Consider the following 25,539-nt stretch of genomic DNA (forward strand, 5'->3'; position numbering starts at 1 on the left):
TCCCCTTTCGTAACAATTCTCCCATAGAAAAAATACCCATCTTTTTGACGGTCATATATTGAAGGGATTGAGCAGAAACAATATAAGGATCGTATTTTTTTAACTGGAGGATTTGATATGTTTGGAAATGAAGATTTAGGAATTGACTTAGGTACAGCCAATATCCTCGTATATAGTAAATCAAAAGGTATTATTTTTAACGAACCGACTGTTGTAGCGATGAATACAAATACAAATCAAGTTTTAGCAGTAGGACATGAAGCAAAACATATGATAGGAAAAACACCTCTTCATATACAAGTTATTCGCCCGTTACGAAATGGTGTAATTGCCAATTTCGAGGTAACAACTGACATGATTGAGCTAATTATGAAAAAAATAAAAAAACAACTTGGGTATACATTCCGAAAGCCAAATGTGGTAGTCTGTTACCCTTCAGGTGCTACACCTGTCGAAAGAAAAGCTATTGAAGATGCTTTTAAAGTATCGGGAGCCAAAAACGTAACACTTATGGAAGAAACGTTAGCTTCTGCAATTGGCTCAGACCTACCAGTAGATGAACCAATTGCTAGTGTTGTAATTGATATTGGTGGAGGAACAACCGAAATAGCCATTCTTTCCTACAATGGTGTTGTCGATTGTCAGTCAATTAGAATTGGTGGAGACCAACTAGATGAAGATATTATTCAATTTGTTAGAAAAAAATATAATGTCTTAATTGGAGAAAGAACGGCTGAAGAAATTAAGATAGAAATTGGTCATGCATTAATAGATCATAAGGAGAAGTTCACTGACATTCGTGGTCGGAACCTAGTAACTGGGCTACCAAAGACCATTAGTTTGTCTTCTTATGAAATTCAAGAAGCAATAAAAGAGCCTTTACAACATATTATTGACACCGCAAAAAACGCCTTAGAAAAATGCCCACCTGAATTAAGTGGGGACATTGTTGACAGAGGGATTGTCATCACAGGAGGCGTAGCCCTTTTGCATGGGATGCAAGAATGGTTCCAAAAGGAAATGTTCGTACCGATTCACATGGCTCCAAACCCTCTAGAATCTGCTGCGATTGGAACTGGAAAATCAGCACCATTTATTAATAAATTTCAAAGCCAGCTAAAGTAAATAGCTTGCTAATGACTGTCCAAAAAAATAACAAGAAACCGCTGAAGATATACTCTCTTCAGCGGTTTTGTGTTACTATTACGATGAATGAACGACCCTCTGAATTTCTCTATCTATCACAAAAAAATCTCATCAAGTATTCATTAGCTCAATCATAATATTACAGCATTTTTTCAAGAAAGGAAGAAGCACTTTGAATAAAACCACCCTAATGATTTTGTGGATCATTCCCAATATCTTTTGTTATCTCATGTTTTTCGGAGTGACTATATTTGTGTTAAAGAACGCACAAGGTTTGCAGGAAATCAATCAATTTTCTATATGGGTTATAACAATGTTGCTCCTCTTATTCGTCTCTGTTTTCGGAAGTTTTCGGATTTGGTGGTGGAAAAAGGACGGCAAGCTGTGAACAATTAATAGCTACTATTCATCGTTTCATCCTTAAGTCCACAAAATAGAGCTTATCTTGCTTTCTATAAACTCTACTTTGTGAAAAAAGTAACCAGCCTAGTCCACCATATTCATGACCTCTTCTATTTAATGATCATGCAAATAGACCTGGGAGTATGATCTTTCTTTTGTAGTGATTCCTCTATAACAAATGTCATTACGATTTAGTCTCGTTAATACCATCGACTTGTCAGACAAGATATATAACACATCTTCTTAGCATGGTCGAAAAAAGTTTCTTTTGAAGAAAAATGAAGATTTCCTCTTTCCTCCACTAGCGAGAATTTCACCCATCAAAAATTAAAGCCCGAATAAACATAAAATCCACGAAAAGCTACATGTCCTCCCTCGAATAAACTAAGAACGACCTCTTCCTCTTTATCATTTATAAAGATCATCTTCCCGATGGGCTCAGGCAATTCCCACGTCTCGGTTGTATCTCTTCGACTTGTATTGATTTTATGAATAATTTTTTTTATTTCATCAGAATCTTTTGTTTCATAAACTATTGCATCTTCTTTATATACTCTCAATAAATGATAATTCTCTGATATTAATGCTGTCTTTAGAGGTGCATTACACCCCGCTAATAATAGAATAGAAATTACTAAGATGAAGCCCTTAATGTAATAATGATTCATAGTCCCTCCATAATCCATTAAATAGTTTCGTTACTACTAATTATTTCAAGTGAACATTGTTCTGCTAAGGCAAAATAGGCATCACTTAAGTATTTTACTGGCATACAATTAGCTTATCTTATCAATTTGTTAAAATTTCTTGTATACATTCAATGATAAGATCTGGTCGATCTAGGTATACGGAATGTCCGGAATTTTTCGCAAAAATCAATTTACTACTTGTTGATAATTTTGCTTGATCCTTTATTAACTCTTCCCATTTTTCTTCAAATATCTTTAACTCCCACTCTGGAATCCCATTATTCATTTCTTCTTTTATCACATACTTCTTATCACGACCAATCACCATTAGTGGAACGTCTGGGAATTCACCCAATTGCTTAATCTTTATCGCATCTTTTTTCCATTGCTGAATCTCGGAAGTCATTGCCCTATATAATAATGGATTAACTTGAAAATCTAATAATCTCTGTTGAATTCTTTCAGGAAACTGACGATGCTTTTCACTCAAAGAAGGTTTAATTATTTTCTGCAATTGTTCCTTTTCTTTGGACGCATAATTTAGGCATTTTTTAATCCAAGCTTCATCTGAATCTTCATTTAATACAGGCAATTCTAGCTCATCCAAAACAGTCAATTCGACAGAAGTAGAATCCACCAATATGATTCCAGCTAAACGATCCGGATAGGCTTTGGCAAAGTGTTGCGCACATAAACCACCATAAGAATGACCTACTAAATAAAAAGGTTCTTTGATTTCAAAATGATGTAGTAAGCGATCCAAATCTTGGACAGTAGTTTCTGTGTTTCGTATTCCATTGCCAAGTTCACTTTGACCAAGTCCAGGTCGATGAAACGTTAGCATTCTATTGTTCTTACTCAACATTTCAATAACTTCATGCCACTCATCAAAAGAACAGCCCATTCCTGTTAATATCACAATTAATGGGCCGGTATTACCTTTGTATTGCACTTCTACGTTATGATTGTTTATTAATATACGCTGATTCATAGTCCTTTTCCCCTCATACATTAAAAAATCCATTTTAAACCTTCTGAAAAACGCTGATACTGATGAGAACTTAATATGGAAATAACTACCTATCTTCTATACTATTTTCCATTCCATTAAATACTCAACTTCAGAAGTCCCTTTATCTAATTGTTCTTCTTTTTTTATAAAACCATTTCTCCTATAAAAATGAACGGCTTGATCATTCTTCTTGTATACTTTCAATTGTATACTTTCCCTTTTTTCTTTTATAAAGTTTAATAACTCTTTTCCATATCCCTTTCCTTGATGTTTTATATCAATAAACAATGCAGCCAAATAGTTATCGACCATTGAGATGAAACCGACCACTTCTTCCTCGAGGCAAATAACATAGTTTTCAGATAGAGGAAAGTATTTTTCTTTCATCTCATTTTGTTGAGATTTCCAATAATCCTTTTTTATAAAATCATGTGCCAATAATGAACCTTGATACCATATATCTATCATTTTATCGATTTCTATCCCTTTACTCGCTCTGATTTTCATTTTGTTCCCCTCTATTCTTCATGACTTCATTTCAATTCCCCAAAAAGCTCACAAGGAATGTGAGAAGCCACTTATATATATATCTATTCTACGCAGGAATTAGTAATGGATATCTAGTTACTTCCTTTTGACAATAATCATTCGTTCCACAATAAAACCAACGATTATGCCAATCACAATTGGAAGTAGAGCAATCTCGGTATTTAAATTTGGGCCCTCGTAAAGTTTGAATTCGAATATAGAAATATCAAATATATAGCCCATCAAATAAAGTAAAAACATTGTTGCGAACGACAATAATAATGGCAACCATAACGGTTTTCTCACCATATTACCTCCTATTCTTTCATTTCTACAGTTCAACATTTGAAAAGTGGCTAGCCTACAACTATATTGGTCACCAGATTTATAATTTATCAGGTACAGAACCATCTTCTTCTCTTAACTGTTCTGTCATTTTAATAAGGTCCTTATAATTAGTTATTAAATCTGTAACACATTGCTCGCTTGTATATTCACCATTACCATTTTGAACAATGTCTAATCTAGCATAGATTAGTTTTAGAAAAGCCTTTGCATGCGCTTCTTGCAAATCATCTACATTTTTCAGTACGTCATCAATACGCTTGACCGCTTCCTCACTAGCTAGATTACTCTTAAACATTTAAATCTCTCCAATCATTAATTTGAAGACCTGTTATTCAGTGAATGCAACAGATAGCTTAAAGTTCCTCTTTCCCCAAATTATTAAAAATAAGTAAATTAACACTCTCTTTCGTTTTCATTCTCCATCCTTTTATAATAAATCCGTAAACTAACAAATATTATTAACCCAATGGTTCCACCAAAGATGTATACTCCATCCCAATTTTCAGAACTTCCAGTCAGTAACCAAGCTTGATAAGGAATGAAAATTATAGCTAATACGATTAGACAGCCCCAAAAAAGAGAAATTACATTTTGTTTAGCTTCTTGTAATATGGTACTTCTCCTAGAATATTTAATTTTGGATAACCTATGCAAAGAGAATAGCCATACAATCATAGCAATACTAAGTAATATAAAGTTCATTTCAATTACCTCTATAGATTATTTTCTTAATGAGTAAACCAATTGCCAATACCTTGTAGAGTGTCGCTACACTGGCGGTAAAGAAAAGACTTCTTTAGTTTCCGTCTTTACTTTGGGTTACTGGAATATACTTTGTGAAATATGCACCTAAAATGAACAAAAAAGCAGTAAACGACCAAGTCAATAACTCCCTATAGTCAAACCAATAAGCTAAAAGATTAATTACAGTTACAAGAAGAAAACAAATTGCAGATAAAGCACTTTTAATTCCTGTGATACCAGCTTTTTTTCTTTTTTGAACCACAAATACTATGGAAAAAATAAGAGTAATGACAACTAGTATTGTAGATAGAATTATCGGTATCAATTGGTTTTCCTCCTTTCAATAGCATATTAAAGAACTCCTTAATTAACATACGTTTTAAAACTAATTATGTTTCTAAAGAAATTCTTTATTGGTCTTTAGTTTCCTACATTTCATCAATATCCATCGCTTTATACATAAATAGAAAAATCACTTACTCCTGCATATGGTTTATTACCTTTAATATTGTCATTCAAGTTATCTAAGGTGTACTGTTGCCAATTTCCCAAATTATTTAAATCCCATTTAGTAATAAATAATTGATATAGGAAAATTTCACGTAATTTTAGAAAAATAGGTATTTGTTTAATGATATCTTCATGCAGGAAATTCTCTGATTTGTATCCGTTAAAGAAATGAGTCATGAACTCCTGGGTAAAATAATCCTGATTGTCATTGAAAGAGCTATTCTGCCAATAAGCATGATAGAATACTACAGCCAAATCTTGTGCAAACCAATTAAATGAACATTCATCAAAATCAATCGTAACAAGAGAGTCATTTTGATCCATAATTATGTTCCCTTGATGAAAGTCATTATGTATTAGTCCAAATGTGTCTACCGTTTTTTTATAGAGTAATAGGTTATTCATAAAATTATTATAATGCCCCTTTAGCCAAGGGGATAATTTATGTCTAATTTCAAACACATCCGTGGTTTCAGAGGTCCATACCGGTCGTTCAATAGCACTAACCTTAAAGTTTTTAGATAATGCATGCATTCTCCCTAAAATTCTCCCGAGTTCCTCAAATGTACAGCCATTCCAGTGGGAATCCTTTGTTACATCAAGTTGCGTACCCTTAATAAATTCGAAATATGTCCACAAACACTCAGTTTTATCTTCAACTTTATCCACGCTTGGTACTTCAACCCCATTGTTTTTTAAATATTTCATCCATTCTATTTCCTGCACGATCCTTGCTTTGGTTTTTCTTTTTTCAGATATTCTTACAACTTTATCTATAGACGGGATGTAAAAAACTTCATTATGAAATCCCCCGTTCAACCTTATGTAACTCTTTTCCAAGTTGCCCCCTCCTTTTCACGAGGATATGTAAAAGATTGATTCAATTTCTTCTTATAAAATTCGTTTAACCAATAAAGATGGTCTTTGATAGCAATCATTGATTTTTACTATTCTGCTTCGGTCTTTTAAGGATACCCCTTCACAATTTCTACCTCATTTTATCATATTTATCCAAATCATTTTCCCCATTACATGACCCTTTTCTTAAAAAACAAGATTGTCGTTTAGCTTTTTCGGTATAGACTCATGGGCTTATTAGTTTCTTTAGTTAAAGAATAGAAGATATGAGAAGGGACTGGCTGTTATATTAAAAATAACCTTTCCGATAGCCTCTGAACATGATTTCCTTAATAGTTCTGTTAACCACGTAAAAACACACCACGCTATGAAATCGTGATGTGCTTTTTTACAACAATATAACTACTAAGTGAATGATATTCTCACCTATTAAGTGAATTCATTAACTGAAAGAAGTATTCAGGTTTATGAGTTTTGTTTAAGTTATACCATGAATGTAATGTATCCGGTGCAAATACCTTCATCGTTTTCAGTACTTCCATCGCAAATTCTAAAGGAGCAGTTCCTGATGCAGTAATCAAATTCCCATCAGATACTACAGGTCCCTTTTCGTGAAACTCTTCTCCTTTATATTTGGGGCAAACCATTTTAATATACTCTAAATGATTGCTTGTATGCTTTCTAGCATCTAGGTACCCCCTATTTGCTAATCCCTCCGTAGCGCCACATATTGCAGCAACAGTTGTACCAAGCTCCAAAGCTTCACCCGTTTTTTTCAAAATGGATTGATGAATATCTTCTCCCCACGTATCCCCTCCAGGTAAAATTAAAAGATCTTTACTCTCAAGAGTACACTCATCAACCGTAATATCTGGTTTTATACTTAGTCCCCCCATCGTAGTAATAGATGCTTTAGTCGTTCCTATTGTCACTACTTTTCGTCGGGTTAACCCTTTTTTGAAATACCTTCCTTTATTTAGTTCAGCAATTAAATATCCATATTCCCAGTCTGACATTGTATTAAATACATATAAGTATGCTTTTTTTGCTTCCATTCCATAACACTCCATTCTAAATTGATATAGCCTATTATAAAATAACTTCCCTGACAGCTAACGTCAGGGAAGTTATTTTACTTGATGAAATTTAATTAATTCCGACAGAACTTCAACCAATTTCTTCTTAAGACTTACCGGCTCAATAATTTGAATAGATTTACCATATGGTAATAGTAAATGAGGTACATATGCATGTATCAAATTTTCTTCAAGTAAAAATACTGCTTGATTTGGCGTTCGCTCTTGTAAATAATGCCCCAAAAACCAATGTTGGCAAATATCACCTAAGGCCTTAGGATTTCCATTAATAACTAAAGAAGTAATCCGTTCCTTATCCTCTATAGTTGGAAGGAGGTTTTTCATAAAAAAATCACGTGCTGAAAAATTTGCTGGCCGACTAAACGTTTTTTCGGTTAGCATTAGATTTTCCATTCGATCTACTCTGAAACTACGAATATCATTCCTAAGATGACAAAAACCAATCACATACCACTTATCATTCCAATAAATAATTCTGTACGGATCAACTGACCTATACTTTGTTGGCTCTTTTCCAGTTTTATTGTATCGAATTTTCACAGTGAATCCGCCTGCTACAGCCTGTTCCAACTCCTTCAAATAGGGTTCCAGAGAGAGCGAGCTCCATCTACTTATTACTTCAAGACTCGTTACATGTTGGTTTATCTTTGTTTCCTGCTCTTGATTTGAATATTTACTTAGCTTTGAAATAGCTCTATTTAGAGCTTCACCTCCATAATATCCCGCTTCTTCTGCAAAAACAGCAGCGTGAAATAAGGAGGTTTTCTCTTCATAATCAAAGAAAAGAGGCGCATCAATAAAATGGTTTAATAATGTATAACCACCATTATGTCCAGTGTGTGCAATTATAGGTACACCGCTTGTTGATAGTGTATCAATATAACGATATACCGTCCTAATATTGATCTCTAGCTTTTCTGAAATTTGTTTGGCCGTAATTTTTTCACCTGAACGAAGCATCCAGAGAATGGCTAATATATTGTCAATTTTCGGCATATACATCCACCTCTATTTAGGAATCTATTCACTATCATTTACGTAAATTTTACCGTATTTATCACTTACAATTAACTAATTTTCATAAAATATATTCAATGATTAATATTACAGTATGAAAACAACACAATTCCGACATAGTAATAACAGTGGATAAATCAGTATTGGAAAAGTAGGTGAATAAATGACTGAAGAACAAATGGAAGAAGTATTTTCTTACTATGGGTACGATGACCTTTATAAGCGGTTCAAATATCCTCTTTATGTTAGTGGGCTTTTGGATGACGTAGAAGAAGAACAATTAGAAGATTTTTTTGAAGAATTCACCATTGAACATCCTCATTTATTTTTTGATGAATTTAAATATTGGCTATCCTATTTTCTAGTGTTCAAAAAAAATTTTAGTTAATAAAGTGGGATTTGCACTGTGAGAATGGTAATGTAGGCAAGAAGGTGGTGACTTGTATTCGTCTTCAATTCGAATCCTCCAAACAAAAGAGGCGATGTTGAGCATTGCTCTTCTTGAAATCATAGACTCTTTCCATTTATACGATTTTGAAATACTCTAATGGTTTCCATGTTTTCTTTAATATGTTCATTTCTCTTCATGCCAACCATTGTGGATAAGATTCCTTTCATTTGAATAACCTCAAGTAACATTGATTGGGAACTACTTCCTTCGTCAATTAGCTTACCTAAATGAAAGGGGGCACTTGTGATAGAAAAAAGACCTAGCTTCTCCGCTGCTTCAACGACGGTTACCCAGTGATGATTCACTTTCTGATTCTTCATCCTCACCCCGTTGTTTATCTTTCGGTTTAGCGGGAATTGAATAAACCGAAAATGATGACTGTTCCCTGCCAAACGTTTAGCTATATTCACTACCTTTTCGAGCGAAATATAACCATGTTCATTTGGATTAGTAAGTAACCCTAACCAAGTAGCAAGACCATAATATTTTATATGACCCATTTGAACTTGGGTTTCGAAAAACGCAAAAAGTGTTTCGAGTTGTGAATAAAAAACTTCGGACCCAAGGGTCATCATGGAGATTTCTGGATTATGAACATAATAGATGTCAATGGTCTCAAGATTAAGATGGTTCTTACTCTTATGAATAGCAAATTCGTAATAAGCTGGGGCTAACACATGACGATGGTGATCGACTATTGATAAATCAGCTTCCGTAATAATTCCACCTTCAATTAAAACCTTTTGTAAATAGTCTATTGGAACAAGATTAGCCTCAATATCCCCCGCGATAATCCCTGCTTTTGTTGAGACGACAACATCCTCACGCTTAATAAGTTTTCGTTCAATCAACGATGTTAACACATAACCTACATCTCTTTCCGATTTCATTCCGCGATAATTTATCGCTGTATCAATAACATTCAGCCCTTTACGTAAGCCATATTCAATTCCTTTACAATAAAGTGCTGAATCATTTTCGTTCATATCACCTAAATGGGTCCCTAAGCCAATGGAAGAAGTGTAAAACATCGGTGTGGTTCGATAAAATTGATTGAATCGTGTCACGTATTCCTTCGTACCATTTAATGAAGCATAACCAGAAATCATATTTATTCCCCCCTTTATGTTCTTCAATACTATAAAGGAAGAAAAAAACCATTTAAAGACTGAATATTACGTTTTTTATATGGTATAATTAAAATATAAGAACCAGGGCCTTTATTCGCCGTGGTTCTTATTATTTATATATCATTTTTTGAATTTCTCACCTATCAATCACTTCATCTAATTGCCACTCCAAAACAAAATAATGGCCCTTACCAACTATAATATAAATCCTTCTCATCATTTGGCTGTGGGACCATAATTTCTACCTTTCTAACTTTAAGTAAGCCTGGTTGAAATGTTGTCCCAGCTTCATTAGTAAATAAACGATAAGCAATACTAGTTTTACCTCTAGGAAGGTAATTCATATGATAAGTGTATTCTTCATCTACAGTAATGATAGCATTTTCCCAGACAAAATGATCACCATTTTCAATAATAAGGTGGTCATTAGTAGATTGAATCGTAGCCAACAACATCGGTTTGGTTTGATTTCCACACCCTTGAAGGATGATCGTACAGATCAAACATATGAGCGCAGTTTTCTTCATAATTTGTCCCTCATTTATTCATTTACTTTGCGTTCATAGGTTAAACTCATATCAAAAATAAAATTTGGGGATTTGGGATGACTACTATGCACTTCAACAGAGATGGTATTCTCACCAACTACTAACTTATCTTTATGATTTGAAATATCTTTCACATCGTATAAATGGGGTTCATTCGGTAAAGCTACTGTTTGATGCGTTACCAGTCCTGTCTTCATCCCATCTCGACTTATTTCTTCACCATTTAAGTATGCAACATATCCATCCTCAAATGTCATATGTAAAAATAGTTTCGTCATTTGTTCTAAGTCATCATGAAAGTCAAAAGTCTTCCGAAAATAATAGGTTACGGAATTAGTTAAGCTAGGCAATGCTTGATTGATTGCTAAAGGAAAAGGTTCTTTCCTATACCCAAAGGGACCTTTACTAAGCTTCCAATTTGACTGATCATATTCTACGCTTCGCCAATCATCAGTCGGTACGGGATAACGATCCGTGATAGGCGTCTCACCAGTCATATCAAAGTTTTCATGAATAAATGTTTTTATCTCATCAGAGCCCTCGTGATAATACCATAATGATTGAATTGGAACTAACGTATTTGTATGGTCCAACCCATCAACGATATGTAAGCCGACATCAAATTGCATTTGGTCGATATTTCTTCCATCAGTATTTATTGCCTTTACCGTGATGGTGGCCCTATTCATTTCAAGCAATAAATAATGAATGCTCTCGTTTGAATTCAAATTCCATACGCCCCATTGCTCTTCAGAAGCCACACTCCAATCGGATGGTTCCTGTACGACAACGGATTCTCTTGTTAATAATTCATTTTCTGAAATAATTAAATGAATCCCTAACTCATTCATTGCTTCCCAAAATAAAGAGTCTTTCGGGATTTTATCAACAAATACGACATGGTTCATTTGACTACTGTCGTGGACCACTGATTTCAACCAATCTAATTGTAGAGAGTCTTGTAGTCCGTCTGTTCGAAGGAAAATCATCGTGGCATCCCCGTAATTGACTGAATAAACACTTCTTCCGTATACCCCAGTCATATCATGCGGCAGATAAGTATATCTTTCATTAAATAATTCATCAGTAGACCACTCATCATAAATTGGATAAAAGTTTGATAAGCTGCTATTTTCTTCTTTTTCCATGATTCGATCAGCACCAGCAATAAAAGGTACATCCTTTAATATTTTCATTAAGTCTTCCAAATTACTCGATCGCTCTATTGGACGAATATAACCAAACTTGAACTGCTTAGGTTCGTTCATTTCTGTACTTAAAAACCCCGTAGTTGGAATGGATGTAAGTTTGAAAGAAATGAGTAATATAATTAGAAGCAACAAAATGGACACGCTCAGTTTATATTTACCTTGAAAGAACATCACTATCATTCCCTTCTCATCATGGTTTGGTTGGTAGCCAACCCCAGATTGCATGATAAATAGGTGGCCATGTGATGATCATTAAGGTGAGGATACTGATCAAAAAAAGGGATAACCATTTCTTCAAGGAAAATTGAAAATTTCTTAAAGTAAAATGAAGGATAACCCAACTGAGCACCCATACAATCAAGGCCAACATTTCTTTTCCAGCGTATGTACCTATTCCCCACCAACCTGGAAGGAACGATCCAACTTTTAATAAAAACTTATTGGCCGTTAGTGGATTTTCTACACTCCAAATATGACTAGTAATTAATGCTGCTAAGCAAAGAAATATAGATATAAATACTGCTACTACTTCACCCGTTTTTCTCTCTGTATTCATAGAAGATCACCTAGACCCCTTTTATTCTTACAATCGTCATTCCAAAAACAAAACCAATGATTAAACAAATCCACATTAGCGTAATTAAAACCGCTATGGTAGAAGAAACTAGAGTATCCTTTGTTTGTTCCATCTGTCTTCCAAATCGATGTAATATCCATAATGCTCCGACTCCAAGAGGCAATGGAAATAGAGAAATAAATTCTTTATATTCCATTAAGATTAAGTGAATAGAAGGATGGTGATAAATAAACCACTGCCTTGCTCCGTCGGGTGCACGATAGCCAATGTATAACCAATTAGCCGTAATAATCGTCGCCAACACAAGGATATTGACAAGGAATAAAATCAACTTCAACCTCTTTACAGTACCGACCCTTCTTCTTAATAAAGGATACAGTAAATGAAGCATATAACAGCTAACAAGCACCGTTAATGTTGCCCCTACACCGTGCAGGACAGATAACCATTTATATTGGCTATTATCGATTAAATGGACAATCGGCATTAGTATAAAGAGAAAAGCGGCAACGCCAGCCTGCGTAACCGCCAAATCTCGAGCAGAAAATACTGGTTTCATCTTCAATTAACCTTCCTCTTATTCATAAACAATCGTAAGCTTTGGACGTTCACTTACATTAGTTGCTTCACTAGAACGAATGTCGATTCCATTTCTATGGCTTGGATGAGAAATGACTATGCCGTGATTACTTAATGGGTTATCGATCCAAGCCTGAACCACTGAAATGCCTGTCGTATTTAACTCAATGGTATGGCTCCCTGTTGAATTAGCCGTAATGGTTCCCAGAATAGATGCTCCTCTATCAGACGATCCATCTGCTCCAGCCACTTCCCAATTAGATCCATTTTTACTTTCTTCCCATGTGACTTGAGCTTCTGACCAATCTCGCTTTAGTTCATACAATTCAAATGAACTGGAACTGGCGTCTGTTACATCTATCGTTATACTCGCTGAAACAACATCACTCTTACTTGGAATTGTCGAAGTATCCCATTTTAAAATGGCATATTTATCTTCATTACTGTTGGAAGGATCATCTCCATCAACTAAAAGTGTTATTTCTGAGCCAAAATTACTTGTAGAATCATTCTCTGAAAGATATGAGTCAATCATTCCATCATATGCTGACGTTGGATGTACACCATTTTGAAATTCCGTTGTCGTTGTAGATGAAGGGGGCGCCGAATCCGCATCTCGATTAACTGTAAACGAATCTAATAGGTTACTATTAATATCGTATAGTTTAAACTCAGCCACCTCGTCAACCACATCTACAACCATATAGTGATAACTTGATAGAGGGCCTACATCAACATTTTTTGAGTCTCTTACAGTAGAAGACAACGGTGCTCCGGCCCCTCCAATCGTTAATTGGTTGATATTATTTTCAAATGTATACCCGTTATTATTGAATGAACTGTCTATTTCCCTTCGATTATAGTTATGTTCATGGCCTGTCATAACAGCAGTAACATTATATTTATCAAATATATCCCAAAGAGCATCACGTTCTATTGAATTTTCATCAAGTGAGCGACCATAATGGGCACCTATCGGATAGGCTGGAACATGGAATTGGACGAAGTTATGCGTTTTTCCATTATTGTGAAGAACGCTCTCCAACCAAGCTCGTTGAGACGAGTCAATAATATAGTTCCCTCGATTATCTTTACGATCTGAATTTAGCGTTATAAATCTCGCATTACCATAATCAAAATAATAAGCCGTTCGTTGATACCCTGATAATTGATTTGAAGGTAAATGGGTAAAGGCATTACTAAATATCGTTTCATCATCTTCATGGTTTCCTAGGGACGGATAAAATTTATTTAATGGGAAATAATCATCTACAATATTGCTCCAATCGTCTAACTCCTGTTCGACATCAGAGCCTCCCATCACTTGGTCACCTGTGAAAAAAATAAACTCTGGTTGCACAGATAAATCTTGCACTTCTGATAGCAAAGATCGTAAAGTCGTCTCATTAATACCATCACTTGCTCCTCGACTGTCTCCCATTACAACAAACCGAAAGGATGTTGAAGCAGCATCCGCCTGTTCATTGCCTTTAAACGAAACAATAACCAAGGCTACTACCACACTACAAATTAGGAATAACATAACCCATTTTTGCTTAAGTACGTTACTCATTTTCCTTTTCCTCCTATTTTTATTTAGTAGAACAATAAATTCTAACAAAATACTATTCAATCTGTCGCTTATGTTATCAAATTATTATGTGAAATTGGCATAAGTTGATAAAACTTTACAAATTCTTTACTTTTTTTAACGCTTACTACATATTCACCCAATTTATAAAAATGCACATTAAAAAAGCGTATTTTGTATGTCAAAACACGCTTTTTCTAGAAATTCTTCCTTTTACTTTCTCATCCCGATATTCTAATTTTATGTAATTAAGCAACCATTGCAACACTACTATATAAAGGTGTGTTGCAAATTCGCTTTCATTTTCCTTGCTCTTAATACACATTAAAACTTGATTAAAACCTACGACTAAATAAGTCAGGATAATCTAGGACTAATCCAGTTTCATCTACAGTAATAATAGTTTTATACTCTCTACACTTATAACGAAATTTTCTTCCTTCAGAAAACGCTCCTAAATAGGTGTACTCTTGTTCAATATTCTTTAAGCTTAACGTATGGACATCGATATAAATCATATTAAACGTTCTTACCTGTTTCTCCTGCCATTCAACTCGATTTATTGGTAACGTATTTGAAAATGGAGTGACCGAAATGTCTACATCAATAGCCCCATCCATTTCTTTTACATGTTTTTCATTTGAGAACCATTTCCCTTTACCGTCAGACTGAAGACAAATGCTTTTATTCTTTCCGATATCGTAAACTTGAACATTTCTCGTAAACCAACGATTATTCATCTCGATTACATAAGAAATATGTCGTGCTTCTTCTTTCGTAGCAAAAAGAACTCTTCCTTCAGCTAAAATACGTGAACCATTTTTACTAATTTGTAAATATTCACATCCTACGAACTCCTTACTTTCCCAAAAAACTTCCTTAATCATAAGAGTCCCCCTTAACTATTCAAGTATTAGACTCATAAACTGATAATAGATATAGAAAAAAATCCTACAAATGCTATCTTTAACTTTAAAATCGAGTTTGCAGCTAATAATTTGAGTATTTCTGCTTCCTTAATAGTAATCTATCCTTTACTATGAAACCATTTCCCAAATTGAGTGATGCAAGACGCTTCTTTAATACGGCTATATTCATCGAAATCAGCTTCGTTAAATTCAGCTAGTGTTTTATTAAATTTTTCTGGAATAAATATATACCAAAGATCTGACCATTTTTTCTCATTCTCTGTCCCTCTTATTTCATCTGAGATTATCCCCTTAGATTTACTTTCAAAGAAATTGATTTCTTCTCCATCATAGTAGGCTAGACATGATCTAAACTCACAACTTCGGTTATCTTCATTATTCATTAATTTAAGCACACCGTTAATGCCGATAGTATCTAACATATGATTAACGTAGGCTCTTGGAAATCCGTTTAAATGTGAAATAAAAAAGCCCGCATCTAATGCTATACATGGTCGCTTAACAATCTCATAAGCTTGTAAAACTTTGTGCTTTGCTATCTCTTGAATATCATCACTTCTTGGTTCACTTAATTCCTCACTAATTGGCAAGACCTTTATGTTCTTTAATTCCTTTTGAGCAGACGCAATCTTCCCCTTATTAGTCGTTACAAACACTATTTCGTTCATAGCAGCTGTTTCCTTCCTACTAAGATTATTTTCTTCTTACATTATACTAATAGTTTCAATACAATTCTTATACAAGTTTCTATTACCACTTTTTCCGCTCGCTAAAGGTGTAAAACCAGGAATTCCTATGAGCAATACGCTGGGAGCGGAATAGTAAAATAGAGTTAGGTTGACGGCAGCGCAGTAACTAAACAGTGTAGTTCTACTTCAAACAGGATTAACGTTTTATGTCTTCTTTATTTAAAGAATAATAAAGAAGTTTTTCTTGTAATTCGGCTTCTCTTTTAAATCCTACTTTATTCAATAAATGTTGTGATCGTTTGTTCTTTTGGTCAACTGTTGCATCAATCACCTCTAAATCGATATATAAAAATCCAAAGTGGACTATTTTCTGCAATATTTGAAACATAACCCCTTTTCCCCAGTAAGTTGGCGCTAAATCAAAACCAACTTCCGCCATCCTTACATTATTTGTATTTCTTAAACAATGAAAACCACATGTACCAATAAGCTCATTCTGCTTTTTTGTAAATATGCCCCAACGACAACCGTCGTCATCTATATGAAATTGTATGATGTCTTCAGCTTCTTTTTGATTTTGGCAAGGCTGAATGTCCATATATTCCATCATGCTTACATTTGAAAAATGTGTATAGACTGCTGTCGTGTCCTTTAAGGTTAATATTCTTAAATATAACTGATCCGTTTCTAATGCTGTAAGATCAACATTTTCGATTTTAAACATAGCTTTTTCTCTCCTTTCTATAACAAAGTGTAGATGAATAGTTTATCAATAAGAGATTACTAGTTAGTCAACTATATTATCACCAATAACCAATACTTGTGAGAAATCTCCTAAAAATAGGTGAATTCATTTCACATAAAAAGCATGATTTATGAAAATAAACCATGCTCCTTTAATGGAATTTGAAACGGTAATGACTCGTCTTTTTAAGAAAATTCTAACACCTTCAATCAATTGATAAGCGTTTTTCTAAAAAGTATTGATTGTAACCTTTCGGGTGATCTTCAATAACTCCAAAGACTTTATACCCATTTCTTTCATAAAAATCAGGCGCTTGAAAACTTAACGTATCAAGACAAATAAGCCTACAGCCTTTCTCTTTTGCTACTCGTTCTATTTCCATTAATAATTGACTCCCATAGCCTTTATGTCTTATCGCTTCGTCTACCCATAGAATATCAATGTGCAAATGCTGCCAATACGTCGTTCCTGTAACGCCACCTAAAGTTTCTCCATCGTCATTTTTTAAAACGAAGCAAATATTTTCTTTTGGTGTTTTAATATGATCAGGTAGCTTAGACATATTATATTCAATCAGTTTTTTCCTAATGAAATCAGTTTCATTTTGACTCTCTTTTTGCATGATTTTCATACCATTTCCTCCTCATGATTAAATGATAACATCACCCTAAACGACATTAATGAGAGACGTATTACACTTTTTCACATCATGATGATTCCATATCCGACTTAATCCAAACTCGTAATGGCCCCATTGATTTCCATCCAAACTGACTAGCATTTTGCAGGCTTTCACCATGTTCATATCCTACCAATGGCAACTTAGGAAATTCGGATGATACAACCTTTGGAATCATCCCCCACACACTATTATCTTCTTCGTTTGTTGAGAAGACATTTGTTATCCCAATGACCTGATTACTCACATTCGCGATAAATCCAGACATGGTATCACCCTCTTCACACATAAACAGCTTGACGTCTTTTCTTTTTAATAGAGTTGGTTTTATTACACCTTCTAAACCGCTAGACGAAGCCCATTTCACCAGTTTTTCTTCTGTTGTAATGACTTCCCATTCCGCTTTCAATGGCTCTGTATTTTTAGCTGATTCATAGGAAATCCACTCCGCTTCAAAAAGGACTTGAAAGCCAAGTGTAGACAGATTCAGAGAAGCATAACTATCCTTAACACTAAAAACTTCCTTATTGCTAATAAATCGTCTAACCTCTTCCAACGTAGCATCTTGTTTTGATGAAATTACATCAGGATAAAAAGTCGGTGCTTTTGACCTTAAGCCCCATAAATATTTGGTTGAAATAGAAGAAATTCCATGTGATTCACATACTATTTCACACCATACAATATTATTTATTACTGCCTTATCTACGTGAGTAGTCAATTTCATCCCCCCTTTTATATTCTCTAAACATTCACACGTTAATTATTTTATCAATTAACAGAATAGCATACGAATGTATCACTATTCACTTTAAATTTCTTACTTTTCCCACAAAAAACACCTGAGACCTCTTCAAAAGCCTCAAGTGTCTTCATCTATCATTTTAAACAGATTGCACCAGGAAAGTAGAATAACTGAACCCTTTTCTTTCATACTAATGTCAACCATTCTAGCTTTGCCAATGACTTCAGAAAGGCCTTTTTTGATAAAAGTAGTTGGTGGACTTCCATGAATTATTATATTCTTTATGAAAGATATGGGTGACAGCTGGAGAGACAGGTGGGATAAGCCATGCCCAGTCACCCGTTAATTCTCTTTTTTCTTTTTGCTCATTTTGCTCAAACTTACGAAATTGTTGAGCCGCTGTGTGATGGTCAACAATACTAACACCAGCCTCTTTAAATGAATGCAACACAGCAATATTTAATTCGACTAGTGATTTATCTTTCCATAACGTCCACTGTTTAGATGTATCCAACCCCATACAGCTTGCGATTTTAGGAAGTAAATTATAGCGATCTTCATCTGCTAAATTTCTTGCTCCAATTTCTGTCTCCATATACCAGCCATTGAATGGTGCTGCCGTATAATGGATACCACCAATCTCTAACTTCATATCAGAGATAATAGGCACCCCGTACCATTTTAATCCAAGATCCTCGAACCATGGAAATTCAGGATGGGAAATGGGTACTTCTAGCGCTAAAGAGGTAGGAATTTCTCTCCAAGCACTTGGCTCTTTGTCCGTTCCCACAACAAAAGGCAACAGGTCATAATCTGTTCGATCACCTGTCCAGCCTAGTGATTCACATACTTTTGTAAATTCAATAGACGTAGAATCCCCCATAACGCCTTCTTTCGTGTTGTACCCTGCATAACGAAGCAATTGATGATTCCAAATTCGAAGGTCCTCTTTTTCAGGGTGTGACGGGCGAAAAATTGTAATTGTAGGACGGATTTTCCCTTGATTACCGGCAAGCTTTACATGTCTCTCAAGGGCATCCAAAATGTCTCCTTCTTCCGCCGTACGCTCATCAATAACCTGTAAAGTGCTCCAAAAAAGACGACCAATACAACGATTACTATTTCTCCAAGCGACTCTTGCTCCATGCTCCAGCTCTTCAAAAGTATGAACATACGTACCAGATTCTTCAATTTCTATTTTTATGTCGTTCAAGCGTGACGAAATTTGATCGACTTTTCCTAACTCTTCATAACAAAGAGTTATAAATTCTTCTGCCTTGTTAAATACGGTTGATTCCACTCACTTTTCCTCTCATTCCTAACGTAATGTACCTATAGCATAAAGCATAATGGATAAAACTCATAATTCACATTGTTTTTATGATCGTTTTCTTACAATTTTAATGAGAAGGTTGCAAAATAGGACCTATGTATATAGTACTTGCGAATTATCATAATCTATTTGTTATTCACTACCACTTTCTTTGAGAAAAGCCTTAAAATAATTGTAATTCAACGCCGTTTACTTGCAATCAGTTTACACACATTAAAAAAAGCAGTGATTTCATATTTCGAAATCCACTGCTCTTCTCTTTTCTTATTAGCTGCCTTTAAGAGATAATCCCTTTATTTTTCTATAGTAGTGCTAGCTTCTTCCACTTGCTTTGTCGTTTGCTGTTTCATTTCATCTGTAAGTTGGTCGATGCTTTCTCGCACATTTTTTTTTCCAGAAAAATTGTCTAATAATTCTTTAACATCTATTCCAGCGGACGCCTTTAACGATTCTTGCATCGTTGACATCAGATTTGTTGCATAGCCTGTTACTTTGTTTGCCCCGCCATTACTACCGTCACTACCTGTGTCCACAACGGTAATCTTATCGATGTTAGAAAGCGGACTTGCCACTTGTTTAGCGTAATCCGGAAGCATTTTCAAGACCATATCAAGCGTTGCAGCATGACCAAATTGCTCATAGGCTTCTGCGATTTTTCGTTTCGCTTCGGCTTCTGCTAAACCTTTTAAGCGTATGATATCTGCTTCCGACTCCCCTTGTGCTCTTTGAGAATCGGCTTTTGCAACCCCATCGATTCGAACGCGCTCCCCTTCTGCGGTTGCCATCGCTTCAATTCTGTATTTATTTGCATCTGCCTCTGCTATTTGTTTGGCTTTATCTGCAGCGGCTGATTGCTCAACTGAATAACGGTCAGCATCCGCTTTTTTCTTTACTTCAGAATCATATTGACGCTCACGACGTAATATCTCTTTCTCTTCAAGCTCAATTTGTTTTTGACGCTCAATAATTTGAATCTGCATTTCTTGCTCGGTAACTTCTTGCTTTGCACGTGCCGTTTCTAAATCATAGGCTTGGTCTGCTTTTGCTTTAGCAATGTCCTGTTCACGACGATACTCCGCAATTTTTAATTGATTTGATTTTTCCGCTTCTGCAATTTCTGTTGCACGTTCTAACTCTGCTTTTTGTGCATCTTTCCCTGCTTCTGCTCGTTTAATTCTTGTTTCCTTTTCTGCCTCAGCAGTCGCAATATCCGCATCACGCTTCACTTGAGCAATTCTCGGTCTTCCTAAAGAATCAAGGTATCCATTTTTATCACGAACATCCTTAATCGTAAAGGATACAATAATTAACCCCATTTTCGCTAAATCTTGTGAAGCCACTCGTTGTACTTCTTGTGAAAATTTATCACGATTTTTATAAATTTCCTCAACGGTCATACTTCCTAAAATTGAGCGTAAATGTCCTTCTAACACTTCACGAGCTTCATTTTCACGGTCTTGTTTTGGCTTGCCAAGAAATTGCTCAGCAGCTGTTGCAATTTCGGAAATAGAACCGCCGACTTTAATAATGGCGGTACCATCCGCCATGACAGGTACGCCTTGCTCAGTATATACTTCAGGTGTTGTTACTTCTAGTTTACTAGAAAGCAAGCTTAATGGCTCTGCCTGTTGAAAAACGGGCAGAATAAAGGTTCCGCCACCACGAATAATTTTCAATCTATTACCAGACTCATCAATATGAACATTCTTTTTCCCTAGATAACTTCCTGTAACAATTAACGCCTCATCTGGTCCTGCCGTACGATATTTCGAGACAAATACCGCAATGAGAGCAATTAATAAAAATACAACGATTCCTACAACAATAAATACTGGTGCCATGGTTATCCCCCTACCCTAATAATTGTTCTGTATCATGTGGTGTCACATAAAGCACACCGTTTTTCACATCAATGACTAATACCTTTTCACCTTCCGCAATTCCTTCGTTATCAAAGCTCGCAGCTGGTTTAGAAATAACTCCACTAATTCCTTCAATAATGACTTCTCCAAATCCGTCTTCTGGGACAGAAACAATAATTTTTCCAATCCGTCCCTTCAATGATTCTTCTGTATAAACGAGCGACTCTTCTGCAGTAGAAAGTGGTATAAGAACAAATACATTTAATAATGTGTCAAGCAGAAAAGCGATGAGAAGAGAAATCACAATGATAAGAATACTATGCAAGCTAGTTACAAGCTCAAATATATATCCACTTGCTGAAAAAAAGGTAAAAAACGCAAGGATCAAGGTAGGGTTTAAAAAGTCAAAAGCTTCAAAAACCCCATCCAAAACATCCCCGAATAGCATATACAATAGCGTCAAGCTACCTGATATGATGAGTACGGTTAAATATATGGATTGCAATGAAGTACCAAATAGCTCCATACCTTCTCACCCTTTATAACTATTTATTTAATTGGTCCTTTAAGCGCTGTAATTCTAAATCAATTTCACTTTGATCATTTAAATCATTCAGCTCTTGTTCTAGTGATTTACTCATTACTTGTAGTTCTTCGGTAGTATCAGCTTCTGCTTCAGATTGAAGTACCTTCTCCTCCATCCGCTGAAAACCTTTTTTAGCACTCATAGAATTACTTGCCGATAAGCTACGATTGATAGACGTTTTCGCTTTTGCTGCTTGTGCACGAGACTTCAAGCCATCTCGTTTTAATTCCATTTCACGAAATTCAGCTTTCATTACTTTTAGCTTATCTTTTAAATCATCTACTTGCGTCTGTGTTTTTTGGTGGAGAGCGACCAATTGATCTACTTCTTCTGCTACATTCTTTTTATCTTGCAGTGCGCGTTTTGCTAAGTCTTCTCTCCCACTTTTCAATGCTTCTATCGCTTGACTTTCCCGCTTTTCAACGAGTACTTTTGCTTCCTGAATTTTTCGATTGAGTAACTTTTCTTCCGCCATTATTTTTGCCGTTGCTTTTTCTGCAGAGACAATTTCTTGATTCATTTCTCGTAAATACTGCTCAATCATAATAATTGGGTCCTCTGCCTTGTCTATTAACGAATGAAGTTCAGCACTCACAACGGTTTTTACTCGTTTAAACAATTCGAACATCGTATTACTCCTTTCTGTAACTGCTTCATTTTTTTCATACCTTATTTACGTTAAACAAACTAGAAAGTTTCATTTTTTATTATTATATCTTTGTTAAACTTCACATCTCGTGGAAAACCAATTTTCTCGTTCATTTTACGTTTCATCACTTATCCTTCTCATAAATGTCTCAATTATTCTATTATACAATATTTTCAAACTATATTTTAAGTTTCATTCAGCAATCTCATTATGGTAGTTTTATACTTTTCAATAAGTTCACCGCAAAAACTGTAACTTAAATGAAGTCGAAAAAAAATGCCTTCGATATTTTCACTATCCTACTCAAAAAAATTCTTATTTTCGTTCATTTCCTCGCTTAAAATTCCCGGTGATTTTAGCTAGTATAAGCTGTACATCCTTTTCACCTTCTGCTGCATTAAGCTTCGCCAGCAATTTTTCTGCTTCTTTTCCTTTTATCACCTTTACTTGTTTCCCATTAAAATCAATGAACACCATGTTACTTTTCGTCACTCGATAGCTAAATGGATCTTCATCTAAACGATTTCGTTTATCAATATTACTCATTTATTCATCGCACCTTCCTTACTGTTTTCATTGAACTCCGACCGATCCTTACAGGCTCAAGAAAATCGACCCTTTCAGATTAGCCAATAGTCCTGTTCATTCCAGCAAACGAGAGACTGACACTACCTATATTTTTTACCCGTTTCCTTCGTCTCCTCATTATTTGTAAGTTGTGTTTCATACAAGTCACACCCTTCGATCTTCACCTTTTTGGGGACCATACATTAGTTAGTCGCAAATATTCACTAATATCCTGCATTTTCACTACCGTATTCCATTAAAAACAATACACTAGAAGTCGTTACACCTAGTGTATTGTTTTTTCTAAAATTTCACAATAATCTTTCCCACTCCAAATACAGTTAATCTTTTTGCTTCTCTATTGTTCTTTTTTCTTCCTCCAGTTCTTGAAGACGATCGATATTATTTTCTCGCATCATATTGTCGTCTAGATTCGCCAATTCTGTTTCTAACCGTAATAATTTTTCTTCTATCTCCTGATAGGAGTGGTCTACCTTTTTTGCTTTCTGTTTTCTTACGACAGTAGGTGTTGTTTCCTTTTGGTTACGCGTCACCTCTTCTTTAGGCTGCTGTTCTGCTAACTTTCCCTTCGCCCATGAGTATGGACCAGCAAAGGGATATAGTGTTTCGTTTTCAATCCAATACGTTTTAGGAAAGAGTTTATTCAAGAAATATCGGTCATGCGAGACAGCTAAAATGGTTCCAGGAAAATCTTCAAGCGCTTCTTCCAATACCTCTCTTGATTCAATATCTAGGTGATTGGTTGGCTCATCCAGTACAAGGAAATTAATATTTTGGTACATAAGCTGAGCAAGGCGTAAGCGCATCTTTTCCCCACCACTAAGCCCACTTACCTTGCGAAAGACGGATGGTCCATAAAATAAAAATCGCGCAAGAATATGTCTTGCCTCTCCTTCAGGAATAGCTACCTCCTCTCGAAACACGTCAATCAACTTACGATCACTATTGTGGAATGATGAATGCTGCGATAAATATCCTACCTTTACACTATTCCCGACCTTTACTTTCCCTGCTGTTGGTACTTCTTCCTTTAGGAGCATTTTAATAATCGTTGATTTGCCTGATCCATTTGCCCCTACTATAGCTGTACGCTCCCCATATTGAACAAGCATGTTTGCTTCAGTAAACAAGAGCTTATCACCGAAGGATTTTTCTACATTTTCGAGGACAAAAACATCCTTGCCACTTCTATCCTTCTGCTGAAAATGTAAGCCCATTTTATTCGCTTCCAAAATAGGCCTTTTAAGCTTTTCCATTCTTTCCAAAGCTTTTTCCATACTGCTCGCCCTTCGATGGAGCCCTGCATTTGGAGGGTTCGCTTGATTTGCCCACTCTCTCAACCGCTTGATGGTCTCCTTCATCTTCTTTATTTTCTTTTGTTGTTCTTGATAAGCTTGAAACTCCTGTAGTAACATTTCTTCCTTTTCTTTTACAAACTGAGAATAATTTGCATGATAAATGTGAATTTCCCCATCTTCGAGATCAAAAATTTTGTTTACCACTTCATCTAAAAAGTGACGGTCATGAGAGATAAGGACAACCGTTCCTTTATATTCTTTCAAAAACCCTTCAAGCCACTCAACAGCCTGAATATCTAGATGGTTGGTCGGCTCATCCAATAATAAAAGATCCGGTTCCTGTAGCAGCATAAGGCCTAAGCAGATTTTCGTTTGCTCTCCCCCGCTCAATGTGTGAAATGGTTTGTGGATAAGGTTGTGAATATTTAACCCATTGCTAATTTTAGCTATGCTCGCCTCCATTTCGTAGCCACCATTTAGCGTGAACTTTTCTTGTAGCTCACCATATTTAATTAACAGGCTTTCAATCCTGTCAGGCTCTTTGCTCATGGCAATTTCTAGCGCTTTCATTTCCTTTTCGATTTCATTCAACTCTGAGAACGCTGTTTCTAGTACATCTAAACCCGTCATCGTCGAAGAAAAGGTTGGGATTTGAGCTAAATAACCAATTTTCATTCCTTTTTTCCAAGCTATATTTCCTCTATCTGGATCTTCCACTTTTGCAAGTAGCTTAAAAATCGTTGTTTTTCCTGATCCATTTCTTCCTACTAACCCAATTCGATTTTTTTCATGAACTTCAAACGATATATTCTCAAAAATACTATTTCCACCGTACATTTTACTTATTTCATTCGCACTACAGATAATCATCGTCACTCGTCCTTCCTAATTTTCTTAAAGTTTTGGGGTTAAAAATTCTCCTTCCCTCCACCACTCTAAATAAGTCCGATGTCACCTATTTTTTAAACGACAAAAAGAGCCATAGGAAAGAATGTCCT

29 protein-coding genes are annotated in these 25,539 nt (G+C 35.4%); 2 read left to right on the plus strand and 27 right to left on the minus strand.

What is annotated here, in order from left to right; all coding sequences use genetic code 11:
• Positions 1–117: 117 nt before the first annotated feature.
• Complete coding sequence (gene mreBH, locus WAK64_RS16250) at positions 118–1,125, plus strand: rod-share determining protein MreBH (RefSeq protein WP_336588046.1); 1,008 nt, start codon at positions 118–120, stop codon at positions 1,123–1,125.
• Positions 1,126–1,868: 743 nt separating this feature from the next.
• Here the strand turns inward: mreBH and WAK64_RS16255 are convergent.
• From WAK64_RS16255 to WAK64_RS16300, 10 genes are all read right to left on the minus strand, one after another.
• Positions 1,869–2,216 (minus strand): hypothetical protein, encoded by a 348-nt coding sequence (locus WAK64_RS16255; protein ID WP_336588047.1) that lies wholly within the window; start codon positions 2,214–2,216, stop codon positions 1,869–1,871.
• 121 nt (positions 2,217–2,337) lie between these two features.
• The gene (locus WAK64_RS16260; RefSeq protein ID WP_336588048.1) at positions 2,338–3,228 is read right to left on the minus strand and encodes an alpha/beta fold hydrolase; all 891 of its coding nucleotides are present in this window, start codon (positions 3,226–3,228) and stop codon (positions 2,338–2,340) included.
• A 96-nt stretch (positions 3,229–3,324) separates the two neighbouring features.
• On the minus strand, positions 3,325–3,756 hold the full coding sequence (locus WAK64_RS16265; protein WP_336588049.1) for a GNAT family N-acetyltransferase: 432 nt from the start codon (positions 3,754–3,756) through the stop codon (positions 3,325–3,327).
• 117 nt (positions 3,757–3,873) lie between these two features.
• Complete coding sequence (locus WAK64_RS16270; protein ID WP_336588050.1) at positions 3,874–4,086, minus strand: ATPase; 213 nt, start codon at positions 4,084–4,086, stop codon at positions 3,874–3,876.
• A 76-nt stretch (positions 4,087–4,162) separates the two neighbouring features.
• Positions 4,163–4,420 carry a hypothetical protein gene (locus tag WAK64_RS16275; RefSeq protein ID WP_336588051.1) on the minus strand — a complete coding sequence of 86 codons (258 nt, stop codon included), beginning with the start codon at positions 4,418–4,420 and terminating at the stop codon, positions 4,163–4,165.
• Between the two features lie 98 nt (positions 4,421–4,518).
• Complete coding sequence (locus WAK64_RS16280) at positions 4,519–4,827, minus strand: hypothetical protein (protein ID WP_336588052.1); 309 nt, start codon at positions 4,825–4,827, stop codon at positions 4,519–4,521.
• Positions 4,828–4,921: 94 nt separating this feature from the next.
• On the minus strand, positions 4,922–5,194 hold the full coding sequence (locus tag WAK64_RS16285; RefSeq protein ID WP_336588053.1) for a hypothetical protein: 273 nt from the start codon (positions 5,192–5,194) through the stop codon (positions 4,922–4,924).
• A 128-nt stretch (positions 5,195–5,322) separates the two neighbouring features.
• Entirely contained in the window at positions 5,323–6,219 is an 897-nt protein-coding gene (locus WAK64_RS16290) for a phosphotransferase enzyme family protein (protein ID WP_336588054.1), read from the minus strand.
• A 440-nt stretch (positions 6,220–6,659) separates the two neighbouring features.
• Positions 6,660–7,292, minus strand: a complete 633-nt coding sequence (locus WAK64_RS16295; RefSeq protein WP_336588055.1) for a type 1 glutamine amidotransferase family protein — start codon at positions 7,290–7,292, stop codon at positions 6,660–6,662.
• Positions 7,293–7,364: 72 nt separating this feature from the next.
• Positions 7,365–8,330, minus strand: a complete 966-nt coding sequence (locus tag WAK64_RS16300; RefSeq protein ID WP_336588056.1) for a helix-turn-helix transcriptional regulator — start codon at positions 8,328–8,330, stop codon at positions 7,365–7,367.
• A gap of 184 nt (positions 8,331–8,514) precedes the next feature.
• Here WAK64_RS16300 and WAK64_RS16305 point away from each other — a divergent pair, with 184 nt between their 5' ends.
• Positions 8,515–8,739, plus strand: a complete 225-nt coding sequence (locus tag WAK64_RS16305; protein WP_336588057.1) for a hypothetical protein — start codon at positions 8,515–8,517, stop codon at positions 8,737–8,739.
• A 119-nt stretch (positions 8,740–8,858) separates the two neighbouring features.
• On the opposite strand, the gene WAK64_RS16310 is transcribed toward WAK64_RS16305, so the two are convergent.
• The 17 genes from WAK64_RS16310 to abc-f all read right to left on the minus strand — a co-directional run bounded on the left by WAK64_RS16310 (position 8,859) and on the right by abc-f (position 25,411).
• Positions 8,859–9,911 carry an aldo/keto reductase gene (locus tag WAK64_RS16310; RefSeq protein WP_336588058.1) on the minus strand — a complete coding sequence of 351 codons (1,053 nt, stop codon included), beginning with the start codon at positions 9,909–9,911 and terminating at the stop codon, positions 8,859–8,861.
• A gap of 209 nt (positions 9,912–10,120) precedes the next feature.
• Positions 10,121–10,459, minus strand: coding sequence for a hypothetical protein (locus WAK64_RS16315; protein ID WP_336588059.1), 339 nt, complete (start codon positions 10,457–10,459; stop codon positions 10,121–10,123).
• A 14-nt stretch (positions 10,460–10,473) separates the two neighbouring features.
• Positions 10,474–11,865, minus strand: coding sequence for a hypothetical protein (locus WAK64_RS16320; RefSeq protein WP_336588060.1), 1,392 nt, complete (start codon positions 11,863–11,865; stop codon positions 10,474–10,476).
• A 16-nt stretch (positions 11,866–11,881) separates the two neighbouring features.
• Entirely contained in the window at positions 11,882–12,247 is a 366-nt protein-coding gene (locus WAK64_RS16325) for a hypothetical protein (RefSeq protein ID WP_336588061.1), read from the minus strand.
• A 10-nt stretch (positions 12,248–12,257) separates the two neighbouring features.
• Complete coding sequence (locus WAK64_RS16330; protein ID WP_336588102.1) at positions 12,258–12,827, minus strand: hypothetical protein; 570 nt, start codon at positions 12,825–12,827, stop codon at positions 12,258–12,260.
• Between the two features lie 18 nt (positions 12,828–12,845).
• Positions 12,846–14,420, minus strand: a complete 1,575-nt coding sequence (locus WAK64_RS16335) for a DNRLRE domain-containing protein (protein WP_336588062.1) — start codon at positions 14,418–14,420, stop codon at positions 12,846–12,848.
• A gap of 353 nt (positions 14,421–14,773) precedes the next feature.
• The gene (locus tag WAK64_RS16340; protein ID WP_336588063.1) at positions 14,774–15,325 is read right to left on the minus strand and encodes a putative glycolipid-binding domain-containing protein; all 552 of its coding nucleotides are present in this window, start codon (positions 15,323–15,325) and stop codon (positions 14,774–14,776) included.
• A gap of 140 nt (positions 15,326–15,465) precedes the next feature.
• On the minus strand, positions 15,466–16,035 hold the full coding sequence (locus WAK64_RS16345) for a non-canonical purine NTP pyrophosphatase (RefSeq protein ID WP_336588064.1): 570 nt from the start codon (positions 16,033–16,035) through the stop codon (positions 15,466–15,468).
• 217 nt (positions 16,036–16,252) lie between these two features.
• A complete protein-coding gene (locus WAK64_RS16350; RefSeq protein ID WP_336588065.1) occupies positions 16,253–16,780 on the minus strand; it encodes a GNAT family N-acetyltransferase in 528 nt (175 codons plus the stop codon).
• A gap of 226 nt (positions 16,781–17,006) precedes the next feature.
• The gene (locus WAK64_RS16355; protein WP_336588066.1) at positions 17,007–17,432 is read right to left on the minus strand and encodes a GNAT family N-acetyltransferase; all 426 of its coding nucleotides are present in this window, start codon (positions 17,430–17,432) and stop codon (positions 17,007–17,009) included.
• 76 nt (positions 17,433–17,508) lie between these two features.
• Complete coding sequence (locus WAK64_RS16360; protein ID WP_336588067.1) at positions 17,509–18,201, minus strand: hypothetical protein; 693 nt, start codon at positions 18,199–18,201, stop codon at positions 17,509–17,511.
• A gap of 247 nt (positions 18,202–18,448) precedes the next feature.
• Positions 18,449–19,525, minus strand: a complete 1,077-nt coding sequence (locus WAK64_RS16365) for a nitric oxide synthase oxygenase (protein ID WP_336588068.1) — start codon at positions 19,523–19,525, stop codon at positions 18,449–18,451.
• 326 nt (positions 19,526–19,851) lie between these two features.
• The gene (locus WAK64_RS16370) at positions 19,852–21,399 is read right to left on the minus strand and encodes a flotillin family protein (RefSeq protein ID WP_419465961.1); all 1,548 of its coding nucleotides are present in this window, start codon (positions 21,397–21,399) and stop codon (positions 19,852–19,854) included.
• Positions 21,400–21,409: 10 nt separating this feature from the next.
• A complete protein-coding gene (locus WAK64_RS16375; protein WP_336588069.1) occupies positions 21,410–21,946 on the minus strand; it encodes an NfeD family protein in 537 nt (178 codons plus the stop codon).
• 19 nt (positions 21,947–21,965) lie between these two features.
• On the minus strand, positions 21,966–22,634 hold the full coding sequence (locus WAK64_RS16380) for a PspA/IM30 family protein (protein ID WP_336588070.1): 669 nt from the start codon (positions 22,632–22,634) through the stop codon (positions 21,966–21,968).
• Between the two features lie 336 nt (positions 22,635–22,970).
• Positions 22,971–23,201: a hypothetical protein gene (locus tag WAK64_RS16385; protein WP_336588071.1), complete on the minus strand. Its 231-nt coding sequence runs from the start codon at positions 23,199–23,201 to the stop codon at positions 22,971–22,973.
• Between the two features lie 362 nt (positions 23,202–23,563).
• Positions 23,564–25,411, minus strand: coding sequence for a ribosomal protection-like ABC-F family protein (abc-f, locus tag WAK64_RS16390; RefSeq protein WP_336588072.1), 1,848 nt, complete (start codon positions 25,409–25,411; stop codon positions 23,564–23,566).
• Positions 25,412–25,539 lie beyond the last annotated feature (128 nt).

It is taken from the genome of Bacillus spongiae (assembly GCF_037120725.1).
Taxonomy (GTDB): Bacteria; Bacillota; Bacilli; order Bacillales; family Bacillaceae_K; genus Bacillus_CI; species Bacillus_CI spongiae.

Coding starts and splice junctions, on each gene's coding strand:
- mreBH (WP_336588046.1), top strand. CDS start 118: ATGTTTGGAAATGAAGATTTAGGAATTGACTTAGGTACAGCCAATATC.
- WAK64_RS16255 (WP_336588047.1), bottom strand. CDS start 2,216: ATGAATCATTATTACATTAAGGGCTTCATCTTAGTAATTTCTATTCTA.
- WAK64_RS16260 (WP_336588048.1), bottom strand. CDS start 3,228: ATGAATCAGCGTATATTAATAAACAATCATAACGTAGAAGTGCAATAC.
- WAK64_RS16265 (WP_336588049.1), bottom strand. CDS start 3,756: ATGAAAATCAGAGCGAGTAAAGGGATAGAAATCGATAAAATGATAGAT.
- WAK64_RS16270 (WP_336588050.1), bottom strand. CDS start 4,086: ATGGTGAGAAAACCGTTATGGTTGCCATTATTATTGTCGTTCGCAACA.
- WAK64_RS16275 (WP_336588051.1), bottom strand. CDS start 4,420: ATGTTTAAGAGTAATCTAGCTAGTGAGGAAGCGGTCAAGCGTATTGAT.
- WAK64_RS16280 (WP_336588052.1), bottom strand. CDS start 4,827: ATGAACTTTATATTACTTAGTATTGCTATGATTGTATGGCTATTCTCT.
- WAK64_RS16295 (WP_336588055.1), bottom strand. CDS start 7,292: ATGGAAGCAAAAAAAGCATACTTATATGTATTTAATACAATGTCAGAC.
- WAK64_RS16300 (WP_336588056.1), bottom strand. CDS start 8,330: ATGCCGAAAATTGACAATATATTAGCCATTCTCTGGATGCTTCGTTCA.
- WAK64_RS16305 (WP_336588057.1), top strand. CDS start 8,515: ATGACTGAAGAACAAATGGAAGAAGTATTTTCTTACTATGGGTACGAT.
- WAK64_RS16310 (WP_336588058.1), bottom strand. CDS start 9,911: ATGATTTCTGGTTATGCTTCATTAAATGGTACGAAGGAATACGTGACA.
- WAK64_RS16315 (WP_336588059.1), bottom strand. CDS start 10,459: ATGAAGAAAACTGCGCTCATATGTTTGATCTGTACGATCATCCTTCAA.
- WAK64_RS16325 (WP_336588061.1), bottom strand. CDS start 12,247: ATGAATACAGAGAGAAAAACGGGTGAAGTAGTAGCAGTATTTATATCT.
- WAK64_RS16330 (WP_336588102.1), bottom strand. CDS start 12,827: ATGAAACCAGTATTTTCTGCTCGAGATTTGGCGGTTACGCAGGCTGGC.
- WAK64_RS16335 (WP_336588062.1), bottom strand. CDS start 14,420: ATGAGTAACGTACTTAAGCAAAAATGGGTTATGTTATTCCTAATTTGT.
- WAK64_RS16340 (WP_336588063.1), bottom strand. CDS start 15,325: ATGATTAAGGAAGTTTTTTGGGAAAGTAAGGAGTTCGTAGGATGTGAA.
- WAK64_RS16345 (WP_336588064.1), bottom strand. CDS start 16,035: ATGAACGAAATAGTGTTTGTAACGACTAATAAGGGGAAGATTGCGTCT.
- WAK64_RS16350 (WP_336588065.1), bottom strand. CDS start 16,780: ATGTTTAAAATCGAAAATGTTGATCTTACAGCATTAGAAACGGATCAG.
- WAK64_RS16355 (WP_336588066.1), bottom strand. CDS start 17,432: ATGAAAATCATGCAAAAAGAGAGTCAAAATGAAACTGATTTCATTAGG.
- WAK64_RS16370 (WP_419465961.1), bottom strand. CDS start 21,399: ATGGCACCAGTATTTATTGTTGTAGGAATCGTTGTATTTTTATTAATT.
- WAK64_RS16375 (WP_336588069.1), bottom strand. CDS start 21,946: ATGGAGCTATTTGGTACTTCATTGCAATCCATATATTTAACCGTACTC.
- WAK64_RS16380 (WP_336588070.1), bottom strand. CDS start 22,634: ATGTTCGAATTGTTTAAACGAGTAAAAACCGTTGTGAGTGCTGAACTT.
- WAK64_RS16385 (WP_336588071.1), bottom strand. CDS start 23,201: ATGAGTAATATTGATAAACGAAATCGTTTAGATGAAGATCCATTTAGC.
- abc-f (WP_336588072.1), bottom strand. CDS start 25,411: ATGATTATCTGTAGTGCGAATGAAATAAGTAAAATGTACGGTGGAAAT.